We start from the raw sequence: 16,364 nt of genomic DNA, 5'->3' as shown, positions 1-16,364 counted from the left end.
CACAGTAACGTAATCATCTTTTTCTCACTGTTTGAATCAAAAATCCTTTTGGCTCAAATCATTATTTACGCTGTGGAACACCCTTTTGACCTGCTTTACGATTGGGCGCCATACCATTTTCCAACAAAGTTTCTTCAATCGTGTCGTATTGCACGCCAATACGATAAATTTCACGTGCTTCTTTACCTGATGCGACTTCACGACCTAATTCATGGGCAATACGCACGGTCTGTTGAATCTGCTGTACAGAAGAAAAACGCTGACCTTGATGATCGATAATGGTGTCTTCATTTCCGACACGTGCATGTAAGCCCATCGCCATTGACATGGTGTTAAACGGCAAAACATTTTTAAGTAAAGACTCTGAAGTTAAAGTACAACCATCAGGTACGCGATGAATAAAGTTAAAGAAATTAAAAGGATTTGGTCCATCAAAACCACCACCAATTCCAATCCAGGTTAGATTCAACGGACCTTTATACAGCCCTTTACGCACCATACGTTCCAGCGTTTCTAAACCATGCATCCCAGTTAATTGGAAATGTGGTTGAATGCCATTTTCAGTTAAACGCTTTAAATGCTCTGCAACCCAAGCTGGACCTGCGGGTACTGTCATTTCTGCATAAGCTGCCTGAATTGCTGGATGTGCCAAAGAAGTGCCTTCTAAATATTCAGGATAGAGCAACTCCATAATATTCATTTGAGTGGTATTGATCGCCACGGTTACTTGGTCTGGTTTTGGCATTAATTCGGCCAACATATGACGCGTATCATCGCTTAACCAAATTGCAGCTTCACCTTCACTTTCTGGGGCAAAAGAAATTGATCCACCCACTTGAATGATCATATCAGGCACCGCTTCGCGCACACCAGCAATGAGTTCATTAAACTTAGACAGACGTTTCGAACCTTTCCCATCCAGCTCTCGAACATGCAAATGGAGGACTGAAGCACCTGCTTCATAGCACTCTACCGCTTTTTGAATTTGTTCTTGCATGGTCACCGGAATATCTTCAGGAAAATCCTCAGGCATCCATTCAGGCCCATAAGGCGCTACCGTAATCACCACTTTGTCCATGTTTTCAGGGTGCAATGAGTCATCAAAGAATTGCATAAACATCTCCATATGTATTTTAAAATTAGGGTTTAGATAAAATCGTTAACTGCTACGCTTAATAAGTTGCATCACCAATAATGCCTGCCCGTTCCATTTTTCGATGACATGGTGGATAGTCCATTACGGCATAATGTTGTGTACTGCGGTTGTCCCAAATTGCGATACTATTCGGTTTCCAACTCCAACGAACTTGGTACTCAGGAATATAAGCTTGGGTAATTAAATAACGCAGTAAATCGGTTGCACCGGGGTTGGCATCTTGTCCAAAACGGACATGTTCTTTGGTATGGTAATTACTAAAATGAGTGGTAAAGGCGTTGACATAAAGAATCTTCTCACCTGTCTCAGGATGCGTACGTACCACAGGATGTTCTGCATCGGGGAACTGTTCTTTTAATGCCAAACGTTTTTCAATCGGCATCATTGCGCCAAAACTAGCTTCAATACTGTGATAGGCACGTAAATTTGCAATTTTTGTTTTGATTTCTACGGGTAGATTTTCATAGGCCATCACCATATTGGTCCACATGGTATCTCCACCCACTGTCGGACATTCAATACAGCGTAGTACACAACCCATTGGCGGAACTTTGCGCCAGCTTGCATCGCTGTGCCAAGCATTTTCATAACGATCAATTGGGCTCTCTGGGCTTTTATAAATTTGTACCAGCCCTGGATGCTCTGGATGACTTCCAACAGCAGGATGGCTTTCTAGTTGTCCAAAGCGCTCAGCAAATGCCACATGTTCAGCCCGGCTTAGGTTTTGATCTCTTAAAAATAAAACCCGATGCTTTAACAAATTCTGACGAATTTCAGTAAATAGCTCATCATCATCAATGGCATCTGCCAGATTGACGCCCAATAATTCTGCACCGATATTGCAACTTAATTGTTCAACTTGCATAAGACATCCCTTCAAATGACAAAAATTGATGATCCTGTGGTTTTACGTGCTTCTAGATCACGGTGAGCTTGAACTGCATCCTTGAGTTCATAGCGTTGATTGATTTCAATTTTGATGCGTCCATGTCGGACGTGGTCAAATAACTCATTGGCAAGTTCTTGTTTTTCTATAGGATCAGCAATGAAATCTGCCAGTGCTGGGCGGGTCATATAAAGAGAGCCTTTCATTGCCAACAAGACGGGATTAAATTCTGGAATGGCACCAGAAGCAGTCCCTACACAAACCAATAAGCCACGGCGTTTTAATGAATCAAGCGATGCCATAAACGTATCTTTACCGACACTATCAAAGACCACATTCACACCGACCCCATCGGTTAATTCTCGTACTCGTTCTGCAACATTTTCATAGCTATAATTAATGACGTGGTCACAGCCATGTGCACGGGCAATTTGCGCTTTTTCTTCTGAAGAGGTTGTACCAATCACAGTTAAACCGAGTAACTTTGCCCATTGAGAAACAATCAAGCCCACACCACCAGCGGCGGCATGTAATAAAATGGTGTCCCCTTTTTTAAAGTCATAAATACGACGCATTAAATAAGCCGAGGTTAATCCCCGCATGGTCATTGCTGCGGCTGTTTCACAAGAAATTTCTTCAGGTAGTTTGATTAATACATCAGCTGAGATTAAACGTGCCGTGCTATAAGCACCTAAAGTATTTAAAAAGCCGGTATAAGTGACTCGATCACCCACTTGAATGTGATCTATACCCTCACCCACGGCTTCGACTACACCAGACGCTTCTACGCCCATACCGTTTGGTAGTGGAATTTTATATGTGCCGTCGCGAAAATAAGTGTCAGCATAATTTAATCCAACTGCCACATGACGCAGGCGCACTTGCCCTGCTGCTGGTTCACCAACATCGATGTCTTCATATTGCAAAACATCTGGTGTTCCTGTTTCATAAAACCGTATTGCTTTATTCAATGCCATTTGCCTATCCATGCCGTATTTTTATCAATATTTAAAAATCATGATTAAAACTACAACACAGCAGATGCAGCTCACTTTACATAAGACGACACTGACTTAGCATTTTACGACATGCTTGTGGTTAAAATTGTAAGCTAGTTTAGTAAGGCTCTGTTTTTGAATTATTTTATGGAGTTGAATATTTTTTATGGTTTATCTTGAGTGGATTTTTTATCCCAAATTTTAATGATTTTGCTCAGCTACTTTGTTCATAAAATCCGTTAAAGGCATTGGACATCCCCAAAGGTAGCCTTGAAATTCAGTGCAACCATTTTCTTGAAAGCGATTAAATTGCTCAGCGGTCTCAATCCCCTCTGCTAAAACACGCAGATTTAAATCAAGGCCTATTTTAACAATCCCATATACCAATTTATTACACCGTTCATCATCTAAAGCCGCTTGCACAAAACTCTGATCAATTTTGATTTGGCTAATCGGCATTTTCTGCAAATAGCTTAATGATGAATAACCTGTGCCAAAATCATCTAAAGCAAGCTGAATGCCATTTTTATCCAGAAAGCCCATTTTTTCTATAACACTTTCAATATTATTTAACGCAACCCTTTCAGTTATTTCTAATATGAGTTGGGATGGAAGCACTGCATTTCTCTCCACCATAGAGGTCACGATTTGCTCAAAATTCTCTTGCATAAAATGATCAGCACTTATATTGACTGAAAGTGTAAGATCTTTTGTAGATTCATTTTTACGCCAGTCTTGTAATACCTTGCTTGCTTGAATCAGTATCCAATCTCCAATTTTAGGCATTAATTCCAAAGTTTCCGCTACAGGAATAAAATCTTTTGCTGGGATATAACCAAGTGTCGGGTGACGCCAGCGTAACAAAATTTCAGCGCCTATAATTTTTTCACAAGAATTTACTTGAGGTTGATAAAAAAGTTCAAACTGCTGTTTTGAAAGTGCCAAGCGGAGATCCTGCACCAGCTTATTTTCTATCTGCAATTCCAATTGCATCACAAAAATTGAGATACAAATCATTAAAGTGGCAACAGATATTGCAATCCAACCACCATAAGCCCGAATACTTTCAGCTAAAGGTATTGCTCCATCTAAAGTAAACGCACTCCCGCTAAAAAAGATAAAAGCGGCAATGGATAAGATAATTAAAATTAGTTGTAACGCATTGGGATCTCTTCGATAATTCAAATATCCCAATATGGCTCCTGCTGGAAGAAATAAATGCGCAACTCTGGGGTGATCTATTGTAGCGACATCAAATATTAAGCAAAAAACCACAGGAAAAACAAAGAGCACAATTTGTGAAACCAATATGCCAGCTGAAACCCGATGTATATAAATCAAAAATAAACTGAAGATCGACATTGTTGTAAAAAAAATATCAATACAAACAATGAACCACATCTCAGCAAAGCTAAAATATATTGTCCAAAATAGGCAAAATGCGATACAGATAATAATGTTTGCTTTAGCTGCAATCGTTATTTGTTGGTTTTTTACGGCGTTGAAATGTTTGTTTTGGTTTTTTAAATAGGATAAAACGACCATAAATACCCTCATTACAAATATTTATTGATCAAGTATCCGCATTGTTTTATACACAATTTCAGAATCACATCAATAAACACTAAGCGATTAAAAATACTTATAATTTATAAATATCTGACTTGTTAATATGCTTGATTAGCTTTAAAAAACGAATGTCGTCTTCAATTTAGTCCCTTAAATAATTATCCATCTAGTAATCCATCCATTTATATTTTTTGACATTACCAAAAAGCCAAAAGTGTTCAAAATCAATATTGCAAATAAAATTAAAAATAGTCGTGAAGGTAAAAAGTATTTTTTTAATGAAATTGTATCAGCTCCTGCACTCTACTAAGCGAGTTGTACTCAATAGACCCTTTTAGTTAAAGCTATCTGAAATACAAATGAAATATAACATGTTTTTTCACATGATATAGCACCAACAGATGAGTAGATAAAGTAAATATCTCTACAAGCATTGTGTAGTTAAAACACCATAATACTCATTTTTACTCACTCAAATAAACAACTAAATTCACGTGAAAAAACATATTTTCTAAAATATTTCATAAACCCTACAAAACCCAATATAAAAACAATATAAGTTTTACATCTGAATAATTTTTTGGAAAAAGATCTCACGGCTCGCAAGTAAAACTTACCTATTAAAAAACAAATACATCACCATTTCTTATTGCTCAAGCCATAAGTTTACAGACTTCATCAGCACTTTTTAGCCAAAAACCTAAAAATCAAATTAAAATTAACGTATTAAAATACTTATAATTTAACCAAATTGTTCGAATAAATATTTAAGAATTTCTTTAGTATTCAGAAAAATTTATCATTTGTAAAGCTGATATAGAGTTTCTTTCATAATCTGTTGTCATTTGGTCTATATTAAAGTTTACGGACACATTCTCATCTAACTTAGGCAAGTTTGGTGTACAGCATGAAACAGGCTGTATCCAGATGCATATCAAACTTATAAATTTGCCGAGAATATTTATGCAACAGGAATTGGTTCCCAGAAGAAAGTTTTATACAAATGATTTGCTCTCAGGTTTAGTTGTTTTTTTAGTCGCTCTACCGCTCTGTTTAGGTATAGCCAGTGCCTCAGGTGCACCCTTGATTTCCGGTATTATTGCAGGTGTCATTGGTGGAATCGTTATCGGTTATTTGAGTGGTTCTCATATCAGTGTGTCAGGTCCCGCTGCTGGACTTACCGCTATTGTTTTAACACAGCTAGATAAGCTTGAAGGCAACTATCAAGCTTTTTTATTTTGTTTGGTTTTAGCGGGTCTCATCCAATTATTTTTCGGGTTATTTCGGTTGGGAACCTATTCAAATTTTATCCCAACCAATGTGATTATGGGACTTCTTGTTGCCATCGGGTTAATCTTGATCATCAATCAGCTTCCTCTGCTCTTTGGGATTAAAACCGAAATTCTTCAACAACGTTGGTTCGAAGGGACAGGCCTATTACAGCATCTTGATTATGGTGCGGCAATCATTGGTATCTCAAGTGTATTCATTATTTTATTGTGGGATAAAACACCTTTAAAAAAAATGGTTGTACCCTCTGCACTTATTGCGGTTATTTTTGCGGGACTCTTAAACTATTTTTTTATCAGTACCAATTCCAGCCTCGCGGTCAGCACTGAACATCTAGTTAATCTTCCCAATATCTTTTCAGGTGTTGAATCAATTATCAGTTTCCCTGACTTCACTCAATGGAATAATCCTATTATTTATACAGGCGCTATCACACTGGCGATCGTCGCCTCGCTTGAAACGCTATTAAATCTAGAAGCCGCGGACAAAATGGATCCGCAAAAGCGCGCCTCTCCGCCAAACAAAGAATTGGTTGCTCAGGGTATCGGAAATACCATGTCTGGTTTAATTGGAGGTATGCCGATTACCTCAGTAATTGTTCGAAGTTCAGTCAATGCAGCAAGTGGTGCAAAGACTAAATTCTCTGCAATTTTTCACGGTATTTTATTGATTATTGCGGTTTTATTTCTGACACCATTAATCAATGTTGTTCCATTATCTTCCCTTGCCGCTATTTTAATTTTAACTGGCGTAAAATTAGCCAGCCCGTCACTTTTTAAACGGATCTATGCTCAAGGATGGAAGCAATTTCTACCCTTCATTGTAACGGTTGTTGCAATTATCGCGACAGATCTACTTATCGGAATTTTGTTAGGGCTGTTGATTAGCTTTATCATTGTATTAAAAAATAATTTATTCCGTGGTGTTCGTATCATCCATGAAGCACATTTACATGGAAATATTACCCGTATTGAACTGGCACCCAATATTAGTTTTTTAAATCGTTCAGCGTTAGTTTCTGCTTTAGAGAAAATAGTCAGTGGCGATACTGTAGTGATCGATGCATCAAATACCTATTATATTGATCCTGATGTATATCAAGTGATTAAAGATTTTAGGGATGAAACAGCTGCAGAAAATGGCATCGATGTAAAACTAATAGGCTTTAAAATACATTATCCTGAAATTAAAGAAGAAGAACTGGATATTGATGTCAGTACTCAGGAAATTCAGCGACAACTTACGCCTGCACAAGTATTTCAGCTACTCAAAGAGGGCAATCAGCGGTTCGTTAACCATGAACGGATTTATCATAATATTGCTCGTCAAATTCAAGTCACTGCACAATCTGGACAGCATCCATTTGCAGCCGTTCTAGGCTGTATGGATTCACGTGCACCAACAGAACGGATTTTTGATGTTGGTATTGGTGACTTATTTAGTCTACGCATTGCTGGAAATATTGCGGGCGAAAAAGTATTGGGTTCTCTAGAGTTCGCCTGTAAGAGCAAGGGTTCCAAATTAATTTTAGTATTGGGCCATACAGATTGTGGTGCAGTGACAGCAGCATGTCAGATGTATGAACAAAAAATGGATATCACTCAACTCAACGAAACCCCACATGTACAATATTTTCTTAAACCGATTATGCAGGCGGCAGAAAACGTACATAAAGAAATGACTGATTACCAACTCACCAGTAATTTCATTCAGGCGGTGACCATTGCAAATGTGCAAAATAATATTGCCTATATCTTAAGAAATAGCCCAGTACTGAAAAAGATGGTCGAAGAAGGTGAAATTGGCATTGCGGGTGGTATTTATGATGTAAAAACTGGAAAAGTGGATTTTTTATAAAGTCGATACCAGTATGATCTCGTTATGATCTGTATAAGGATATCAGCATAAAGCTAGTCTTAAAGACAAGTGTAATGATCGACATGGATGTCATCTTCCCCTCAAATAAAAATCTCTAATAGATCTTTACTAACTTTGAATGCATAGATGTAAAAATTTGATTTTTACAAAACGTTAAATTCAAAGCCAATCATTGTGTTCTAAACAAAAGAAGCCTGAATATTCAGACTCCCTTATGATGCGCTTAATATTAATTTTCAAAATATTAGAGTCTATTGCTTATGATATTCCCTTATAACCCTTCAAGTTTTAGACGATTGACCTGTTGACGATAAAGTGACACAGGATCTGGTCCAAACCATGCTTTTAACCCTAAAATCTGATTAATTTCATCTAGGTGTGTTTGATTATAGTCATCTCGAATCACCTGTCCGAAATGTGCATTGCAACGGTTAACCAAACCATCATTGTCATTATTTTTATAAGATCTCGGTGCCATGGTGGAAATGGCAACGTCAATGACATCAAGTAGATTGGTTGCTTGAGCTTTACCTGTCCACGAGTAATGATAAACCCCATTACTGGTAATCTTCTGACCATTGCCACAATCAGATGGGATTGCCGCAGTTGGGAATCTTGCATTGAATTCTGCAGAACCCTTTTCACTTAATGATTTCAATGAGCGATCCAGACTAATTGGCAAATCAGGATTGCCTTGTAGGAGTAGTTCCACTGGCGCAACGATATACTGTCCTAGAACGGTAAATAAAAATTTCTCACTAGGATTATCCAACATATCATCCCCAACTTTGGATCCTTTAAACGTTCCAGCAACAGCAGTGAGAGAGGCGACTTTTTCAGGTGCAATGGCTTCTATATAACGAATGGTTGGTCCACCATGACTATGACCTATCAAATTAACTTTTGACTTTCCTGAGAGTGCCAAAACTTCATCTACTTGTTGTAGCAACTGCTCGCCACGAACTTCGGTGGATTCTAGTGGAGAAACCTGTGTCGCATAAACCGTCGCACCATTACGTGCCAAATCGGGAAGAACCTGATAAAAATAATCCATCCCAAAAGCTGTAGGACCGAGTCGAGTAAAACCAAACATCCCATGATTAAATACGACTGGGTATTTAGTTTTTGCATAATCAGAAGCCACATAGTTGCTGCTAACACTCTGTAAACCAGAAGCAAAAACTGGCATAGCCAATGTGGCCAAAACCACAATACTAGCGGTGAGTAAAGTCTGTTTCATATATTTCCCTGCTATCTTGATTTCTTTTCTTTAGAAATCAGCATCATTCACGTTATAAATCCTCTATAACCATGCATTTTTTGTTTTTTTGCATAGCGCTCCTCATAAATAAAGCTGTCATCTAAAAGCCTTATTTACTCAATCCTATTTACCCTCCTTGGTCATGGATATATTCAAAGTTCTACAAGCACATTTATTCTGGTTGATTGCATAAATGAAGTGACTGCATTTGTTTGGTTAAATCACGCAGCGTCCTTATATCTTGTAGTTTTGGCAGTTGTTGAATTTCTTCTTTTCAGCCTTTCTAAAAGCACATTAAATTATTTTTCCAGTTTTTAGCTTGTTCAATAGCTGAAAGACTTTCATGATCTATCACGTTTATTCACTTAACTGTGTAAATTTTGTAAGTCGCTTACTTGTCTAATTAGATCGCTAGCCTCTTCACTCAGAAGGAATAGGTTTTGTAGTGGTCTTAAATTAAAAGAAGCTCATTGATAATATTTAAAATATTCCTCAATCATATTACGGGGCGTTGATGACTTTGTTGTTTTGGATATGAAAAGAACGAAAAGTAACTCATCAGTTCAATTTACTGAAAATGCTGAGATACAACTTTAGAGATGCTGTGTGAAGCCAAGAAAATCGTCCCGTTGCTAAATACCACCTAAACAGATACATGTGAATAGTCATCATTATTTGTAGGGCAGCTTACATTGCAAAACATTGAATGGAAGCTATTAGGCAACATAGGTTGTATAAAAATAATTTTGGAAAACCGCACTCATCTTCTAATTAAATCGATTTGAATCTTAGTTTTGTTCACTACAAACAACCCAGTATACACTCAGGCTGATTAAACTATTTCTCAGGAATTCATCATTTTCAAGTAGTATGAGGGAGTTAACAAAAAAGATTTTATATTTCAGCTCTAAAAGAATACCAGTCATAAAGACTGGTATTGATCATCTGTTAAGGCTTTTCACCATTTGCTAAACGCTGTTCAATCGCATCCAATACCGCAGGTAAGTCAGCAATACTATCAATTACATAATGTGCACCTGAAGCATTCATTTTTGCGTATGCTTTTTCTTTTAAACTTAGTTGTTCAGACGCTGAAAGTGCAGACCACTCTTCGAAGCTTAGCCCCACTTCATTCCCACTGACGGCCAAGCCCACAGTCCAACAACCAGCGTTTAAACCTTCTTCGATGCCGACCACTGTGTCATCCACTTTCACCACAGTTTTAATATCTAACACATCAAGTTCAATTAGGTTTTTCCACAACATTTCAGGATAAGGACGGCCATGTTTCACATCACTGGCTGTAATAGTACAGTCAGGCACATAACCTTGATCAGCTGCATCTTGCACCAATTGACCAATCATCATCGAAGCATAACCAGTATTACTGCCAATTTTTGCACCACGGGCACGAATATCAGCAAATGCGTCTAATGCCCCCGGAATCAATTTTGAGCAGCTCGGGATGCTTTTCAATTGGTATGGAATAAAGTCCTGATATAAACGGTCAATATCCGCCACAGTCACTTCAGCACCATGTGCCTGCTTCCACGCATCTGCAACACGAGGCATTTTCAAAACTGCCGCAATGTGATCGCGTTTTTCCAAACCCATTGGTGCACGTGCTTCTTCAATTGAAATTTCAACTTTATTATCTGCAAATAAAGCCATAAATGCCAAAATGGGTGCGCGTGAACCAAAATCTACTGTTGTACCTGCCCAATCAAAAACCACGGCTTGTAATGCTGAATTTGAAGTGTTCATAAGGTTATCCTATTCATTTCTCAAAGTTAAAAATAGCTGTCTTGCGTAAGTTAAGTTTTGCGTAATATTTAATTTCTAATGGCAGCGCCCGCTCCTTTTAAAAGAAGAGCTAGGAAGTGGATTTATAATCTCCCCATCCTAACCTCCGCCCTGAGCCATAAATGGCACAAGAAAAGGAGCTGTGAATTCCAATCAAATACGATAGTGCTCAATCGCTGTTAAAAGCCGTTCAATATCATCTAAATAAATCTCTCCGATATTGCCGATACGGAAGCAATTTAAGTCGGTGACTTTGCCGGGATAGATTACAAACCCTGCTTGTTTCAAATTTTCATACAAGGCTTGGAAGCTAAAATCGGCTTCATTTGGATATAAAAATGTAGTGATAATTGGAGATTGTGGTGCGTCTTGATCTAAGACCATTTCAAAACCAAGCGCTTGCATACCTGCGGCTAAACGTTGTTGATTATTGAAATAACGCTGATAACGAGCGGTTACTCCACCTTCTTGTTCTAATTCTAAAAGTGCTTGATAAAAAGCACGCACCACATGAGTGGGTGAAGTAAAACGCCATTTACCATTATGCTGTTCCATGGTGTTCCATTGGTCATATAGGTCTAAACTGACTGAACAAGCCAAACCTTTGCACGCTTGTAATTGCTCACGGTTTGCCAAAATAAAACCAAAGCCTGGTACACCTTGGATGCATTTATTGGCACTTGAAATCAAGAAATCTATTTCAAGCTCTGCAATGTCCATTGGCACACCACCAAAAGAACTCATCGCATCGACAATCCACACTTTGTTTTTGGCTTTGACAATGCGTCCAATCGCTTGAATTGGATTTAATAAACCTGTGGTGGTTTCGCAATGCACACATGACACATGAGTGATATTGTCATCTTCAAGTGCTTTTTCGATATCAGCCAGTTGAGGGATTTGCATTTCAGGGTAGCGTAATTCCACCACGTCAATTTTTAAACATCGAGCCATTTGCACCATGCGTGCACCATATGCCCCGTTATTGATAATTAAAATTTTACCATCCTTTGGAATCGCTGAACCTAACACTGCTTCTACAGAGAAACTCCCACTGCCTTGCATCAACACAGCACTATATTGTTCAGGTTTTGCAGTTGCCAACGCCACCAAACGACTGCGGATCTCCTGAACCAATGCGTTATATTCTTTGTCCCAAGTACACCAATCACGTTGCATCACACGACGCACACTTTTCGAGGTAGACAATGGTCCCGGTGTCAACAATAAGTATTTATTTTCAACATCGTTTTCAATTGTGTTTGCAAGTTCAATTTTTGCGTTCATTTCGCCTAACCTTTGTTCAATTTCATACAGTATAAACAAATCTGGTTTAAACCAGATTACAAAATATAATTTTCTAAAATTTCTTTCATAAATCCTGCGCCTGTGGTCATGCCTTTGCCTGCAATCGCACTGACAAGGAAAATATTGGTTTCAGCTTCCATCACACATGCCAATTCCGTAGGATGAGTCAGATAGTAACCATTCCAACGAGATTCAATTTCAGGTAGTTCTAAGCCAATATTTTCTTTGCAATATTGCAAAATGAATTGGTTAATTTCTTCACGTTGATTAAATTGTGGTATGTCTTCAATCGGATAATATTCATGGCTATCGCCCAAAATAATTTGTCCGAATTCATTTTGTTTAATCAGGATATGAATACCGTATTTTTCAACTAAACCGATTTGTGATTCATTGCGTAAATCTTGATGACTTGGGCAAATCTCAAAAGCGGGATAACGAGAGATCGACAATCCTGAATAAATCGAAGCTTTGAGATTGACTTTTAGCGGTTTGGTTAATGCCATTTGTAAAGTACAACGCAATAGACCTTTTTGTTGTAAGAGCTCGGGATACAACAATTGTGTCTCTTCACCATGACAAATCATGACTTTATTTGCGGTAAATGTTTGACCTGATGCCAAGCGAATATGCGCCATGCCTTGGTTAAATTGCGTCAGTACCACAGAAGCATTGCAATGAATGTGTACACCAAGTTTTTCGGCATATTGCAACAAACGCAGTCCAACCAAATGTGGCTCAACTGAATAATCTTCATGAAACACCATACCGCCACGTAGCGTAGTTTCTGGGTTTAAATAAGTATATTGATCAAACAGTTGCTGCTTAGACAATAGACTTACAGGAATCTGATAATCAGCTGCAGCTTGAGCAAACTCGTTTAATACTTGCCATTCAAGTTCGGTATTCGCGAGATACAAACCGTTCCGCTGTTGAAATGAAATATTGGTTTGTGCCTGAATCCGTTGATAAAATTCACGGGTTGCCAAAGCATATTCACGCCATTTCGCATCAGGACGACTTAGCGTCGAAGTCCCAACCATGCCAAAGTTACGGCGAGTCGCACCTATAGGTTGTGCATATTTTTCAAAGACTTGTACCTTTAAACCTTGCTCTGCCGCTTGGATCGCAGCCGATAATCCTAAAATGCCTGCACCGACAATAATTAAGTCAAATTGTGCTGTATTCATTGTCTTTTCCACCTTATCTACTTTTTTTAGCACGCAAAATCCCCAGCGCCTAAAAGAAAGCGTTCAATTCAAATGGTTTAGTTAATTAAAAGATTGACTGAAAGATCAATTTGTTATGAATGTGTTTGCTCACGCCAACGTTGTGTTGACGTCATCATTTTCCGAGTGAATAACCAATGCAGCAACTTGACTGCACATGAGGTGAGTAAAATCAAAATACTCATCGCCACAGCTGCCACGGTATCACCTGCATCATCCATATTCAGCACCGCCACCGATGCCAAATTGGTATCAGGTGAATAAAGGAAAATCGCAGCTGAAACAGTAGTCATGGCATTGACAAATAAATACACCAACACATCACACAGCGCAGGAAAGGTTAAAGGCAAATATACTTTGCGGAACATTGTCCAATGTGAAGATCCTAAACTTTGTGCAGCATGATCAAGTTGATTTGGGATCTGTTGAATCGCATGCGTTAAGGTCAAATGTGGCACAGTGTAATAATGAATAATGGTTGAAATCACCAACAGCGTCATCGTACCGTAAACGAAAGACACAGGATTTTGCGGTGCATTAAAGAACAAGATATAAGCAATACCCAACACTAAGCCCGGCACAGCCAAAGGTAATAACACCAAGACTTTTACATAGTTTTTAAGTAAAGGATGTGCTTTAAAACGGGTACTAAATAAGGCAACGATGAAAATTATCATCGTACCAAAAACTGTACTAAACAATGCCAATTTGATTGAGTTAAAATAACTTGACCAACCACCACCATCAACATAGTCAAAACAATAATGATTTAAGGTCATTGACAAATCATAGGGCCAATAGCGAATAAATGATGCGAGAATCGCAGTCACAATAATCAGTAAAATGCCGCCTGAAATCACCCCACAAAATACAGTTAATGCTTTTTCAATTCGAGGATTGGCACGCAAACGATAAGGCTGAATTTGGAAATTTTGATAGCGTTCCTGATGACGACTTTGGTATCGATCAAAAATGAATGCCAACACCGCAGGACAGAGCAATAAAATCGAAATGACGGCACCCATGTTCATATTTTGTTGACCAATGATCTGCTTATACACATCCAACGCCATCATATTGAATGAGCCGCCAATCACTTTGGGAATCCCGAAATCGGTAATGACATAAGTAAATGCCACCAGACAGGCACTGACTAAACCATAGCGAATCGCAGGAAAAGTCACTGCCCAATGGGTTTGTAGTGTATTTTTTCCTAAAGCATGAGAAGCCTCAATCAAATGTTGATCAATATGGCGAAATGCACCCATCATCAACATGACCATGGCAGGAAATAGCCAAAAGCAATAACTGATCAAAATGCCTAGTGGACCATAAATTTCCACCTCGCCCAGCATGCCCTTAAAAACACCTTGCTGACCAAACAAATACACCAAAGCCAATGAAGGCAAAAGTGAAGGCGCAAGAATCGGTAAAAATGCCACGGTTTTAAAGAAAGCTTTGCCTCGAATATTGCAATTGATCAATGCAAAAGCATAAACACTTGCCAAGCTCACCGTAATCAACATGGCTGTAATGGCGATCCACATCGAACTAAAAATCGATGAGATTAAGGCCGGATTGGAAAAATAAGCTGTAAAGTTATCCAACCCGACAAATTGATGCTGTTCATTTAAAAATGCGCTTTGCATCAATACGATTAAGGGTGCAATCAAACTCATGGTGAATAGAATTGCTGCGACAAACAACACCGCACTTGAACGCAATGAATAACGAAAACGATGTGCTGTTTGACTACTTAATAAAGCATCTGCAGCAGACTGATTTAACATCTCGCATGCCCTCGTGAATCAAACACATGTAAGTCACGAATCGGCACTTGCAGATACATTCCATCTTGCACCACCGCCATATGTTGATGATCCACATCAACTTGCAACATATTGTCATCTGCCTGATTTTGGTTTTTCACCACGCAGAATAAACGACGTTTTGCGCCTAAAAACTCAGTATTAACAATACGTACAGCTAAATTTAAATATTCAGTAGAAGATTCATTTCCAGCAACTAAATTGACATTTTCAGGTCGAAAAGCAATTTCATAATGTTCATCTTGGGCAAAGTTTAAATGTGGAAATTCAATAAAAGATTGCTCATTCATTTTTAAACGATGCGTATCGACCGCTACTGTCTGTATAAAATTCATCGAACCAATAAACTGTGCTACAAAACGAGTTTGCGGTTTGTAATAAATATTATGTGGCGTATCAAGTTGTTCAATCACACCTTTATTCATCACCGCCACACGGTCAGAAATACTTAACGCCTCTTCCTGATCATGCGTAACCATGATCGCAGGCAAATTTAATTGACATTGAATGGTACGAATTTTTTGGCGGAGGTTTAAACGTACCAACGCATCCAAAGCGGACAAAGGTTCATCCAACAATAAAACATCAGGATTGGGCGCAATCGCACGGGCTAAAGCCACACGCTGTTGCTGACCACCTGACAATTGATTGGGATATTTTTCCGCAATATTGGGCAATTCAATTAAGTTTAATAATTCATTGATACGAAATTGAATCTCTTGCGCTGACCAGTGTTTTTTATGCAAACCAAATGCAATATTTTCCGCCACAGTTAAGTTTGGAAAGAGTGCATAGTTTTGGAAAACAATGCCACATTTACGTTTTGCAGTATTAAAATGGGTAATATCAATTTGTTGTTTAATCACTTTGCCATAATCAGGCTGTTCAAGCCCAGCAATGATGCGTAGCAATGTTGTTTTACCACAACCTGATGGACCTAAAAAGCTAACAAATTCACCTGCTTTCAGGTCAAGATTAATGTGTTCCAAGACACGGCTTGAACCAAAAGATTTTTGAATATCCATCACTTCAAGCACTGTTTTTGATTCTGCCATTTTAAATGTTCTTAAAGTTGAGAGTAGATGCCCTGCCGAGTTTGGCATGGCTTGCCCTGTCCTACTATTTTGTAAATGCGATGGAATTTGCATACTGCACCT

General features: G+C 38.5%; 11 protein-coding genes. 1 reads left to right on the top strand and 10 read right to left on the bottom strand.

Features of this window, described 5'->3' with window-relative positions; genetic code table 11:
* Positions 1-61: 61 nt before the first annotated feature.
* The 4 genes from ACQ7EO_RS07155 to ACQ7EO_RS07140 form a co-directional block, all read right to left on the bottom strand.
* Positions 62-1,114, bottom strand: coding sequence for a 3-keto-5-aminohexanoate cleavage protein (locus ACQ7EO_RS07155; RefSeq protein WP_004724790.1), 1,053 nt, complete (start codon positions 1,112-1,114; stop codon positions 62-64).
* Positions 1,115-1,172: 58 nt separating this feature from the next.
* Entirely contained in the window at positions 1,173-2,021 is an 849-nt protein-coding gene (locus ACQ7EO_RS07150) for a TauD/TfdA dioxygenase family protein (protein ID WP_419300730.1), read from the bottom strand.
* 11 nt (positions 2,022-2,032) lie between these two features.
* The gene (locus ACQ7EO_RS07145; protein ID WP_434279244.1) at positions 2,033-3,019 is read right to left on the bottom strand and encodes a quinone oxidoreductase family protein; all 987 of its coding nucleotides are present in this window, start codon (positions 3,017-3,019) and stop codon (positions 2,033-2,035) included.
* A 222-nt stretch (positions 3,020-3,241) separates the two neighbouring features.
* On the bottom strand, positions 3,242-4,585 hold the full coding sequence (locus ACQ7EO_RS07140) for a putative bifunctional diguanylate cyclase/phosphodiesterase (protein WP_434279243.1): 1,344 nt from the start codon (positions 4,583-4,585) through the stop codon (positions 3,242-3,244).
* Positions 4,586-5,572: 987 nt separating this feature from the next.
* On the opposite strand from ACQ7EO_RS07140, the gene ACQ7EO_RS07135 reads away from it, so the two are divergent.
* Positions 5,573-7,756: a solute carrier family 23 protein gene (locus ACQ7EO_RS07135; protein WP_434279242.1), complete on the top strand. Its 2,184-nt coding sequence runs from the start codon at positions 5,573-5,575 to the stop codon at positions 7,754-7,756.
* Between the two features lie 292 nt (positions 7,757-8,048).
* Here ACQ7EO_RS07135 and ACQ7EO_RS07130 read toward each other — a convergent pair whose 3' ends face one another.
* The 6 genes from ACQ7EO_RS07130 to ACQ7EO_RS07105 form a co-directional block, all read right to left on the bottom strand.
* A complete protein-coding gene (locus ACQ7EO_RS07130; RefSeq protein WP_434279241.1) occupies positions 8,049-9,017 on the bottom strand; it encodes an esterase/lipase family protein in 969 nt (322 codons plus the stop codon).
* Positions 9,018-9,986: 969 nt separating this feature from the next.
* Positions 9,987-10,802, bottom strand: a complete 816-nt coding sequence (gene phnX / locus ACQ7EO_RS07125; protein ID WP_434279240.1) for a phosphonoacetaldehyde hydrolase — start codon at positions 10,800-10,802, stop codon at positions 9,987-9,989.
* 192 nt (positions 10,803-10,994) lie between these two features.
* Positions 10,995-12,128 (bottom strand): 2-aminoethylphosphonate--pyruvate transaminase, encoded by a 1,134-nt coding sequence (phnW, locus tag ACQ7EO_RS07120; RefSeq protein WP_434279239.1) that lies wholly within the window; start codon positions 12,126-12,128, stop codon positions 10,995-10,997.
* Positions 12,129-12,184: 56 nt separating this feature from the next.
* A complete protein-coding gene (locus tag ACQ7EO_RS07115) occupies positions 12,185-13,339 on the bottom strand; it encodes a TIGR03364 family FAD-dependent oxidoreductase (RefSeq protein WP_434279238.1) in 1,155 nt (384 codons plus the stop codon).
* Between the two features lie 113 nt (positions 13,340-13,452).
* The gene (locus tag ACQ7EO_RS07110; RefSeq protein ID WP_434279237.1) at positions 13,453-15,168 is read right to left on the bottom strand and encodes a putative 2-aminoethylphosphonate ABC transporter permease subunit; all 1,716 of its coding nucleotides are present in this window, start codon (positions 15,166-15,168) and stop codon (positions 13,453-13,455) included.
* The gene (locus ACQ7EO_RS07105) at positions 15,162-16,355 is read right to left on the bottom strand and encodes an ABC transporter ATP-binding protein (RefSeq protein ID WP_434279236.1); all 1,194 of its coding nucleotides are present in this window, start codon (positions 16,353-16,355) and stop codon (positions 15,162-15,164) included. Before ACQ7EO_RS07105 ends, ACQ7EO_RS07110 begins: the two co-directional genes overlap by 7 nt.
* Positions 16,356-16,364 lie beyond the last annotated feature (9 nt).

It is taken from the genome of Acinetobacter sp. CE-15 (genome assembly GCF_051059255.1).
In the GTDB taxonomy this organism is placed as follows: Bacteria; Pseudomonadota; Gammaproteobacteria; order Pseudomonadales; family Moraxellaceae; genus Acinetobacter; species Acinetobacter guillouiae.
The sequence above is the reverse complement of the archived record's forward strand: the minus strand, read 5'-3'. Positions and strand labels throughout refer to the sequence as shown.

What these genes read in the sequence shown, in the direction of transcription:
- ACQ7EO_RS07155 (WP_004724790.1), bottom strand. Translation starts at nt 1,114, where the DNA reads ATGCAATTCTTTGATGACTCATTGCACCCTGAAAACATGGACAAAGTG.
- ACQ7EO_RS07110 (WP_434279237.1), bottom strand. Translation starts at nt 15,168, where the DNA reads ATGTTAAATCAGTCTGCTGCAGATGCTTTATTAAGTAGTCAAACAGCA.
- ACQ7EO_RS07115 (WP_434279238.1), bottom strand. Translation starts at nt 13,339, where the DNA reads ATGAATACAGCACAATTTGACTTAATTATTGTCGGTGCAGGCATTTTA.
- ACQ7EO_RS07140 (WP_434279243.1), bottom strand. Translation starts at nt 4,585, where the DNA reads ATGGTCGTTTTATCCTATTTAAAAAACCAAAACAAACATTTCAACGCC.
- ACQ7EO_RS07135 (WP_434279242.1), top strand. Translation starts at nt 5,573, where the DNA reads ATGCAACAGGAATTGGTTCCCAGAAGAAAGTTTTATACAAATGATTTG.
- ACQ7EO_RS07150 (WP_419300730.1), bottom strand. Translation starts at nt 2,021, where the DNA reads ATGCAAGTTGAACAATTAAGTTGCAATATCGGTGCAGAATTATTGGGC.
- ACQ7EO_RS07145 (WP_434279244.1), bottom strand. Translation starts at nt 3,019, where the DNA reads ATGGCATTGAATAAAGCAATACGGTTTTATGAAACAGGAACACCAGAT.
- ACQ7EO_RS07105 (WP_434279236.1), bottom strand. Translation starts at nt 16,355, where the DNA reads ATGCAAATTCCATCGCATTTACAAAATAGTAGGACAGGGCAAGCCATG.
- phnX (WP_434279240.1), bottom strand. Translation starts at nt 10,802, where the DNA reads ATGAACACTTCAAATTCAGCATTACAAGCCGTGGTTTTTGATTGGGCA.
- phnW (WP_434279239.1), bottom strand. Translation starts at nt 12,128, where the DNA reads ATGAACGCAAAAATTGAACTTGCAAACACAATTGAAAACGATGTTGAA.
- ACQ7EO_RS07130 (WP_434279241.1), bottom strand. Translation starts at nt 9,017, where the DNA reads ATGAAACAGACTTTACTCACCGCTAGTATTGTGGTTTTGGCCACATTG.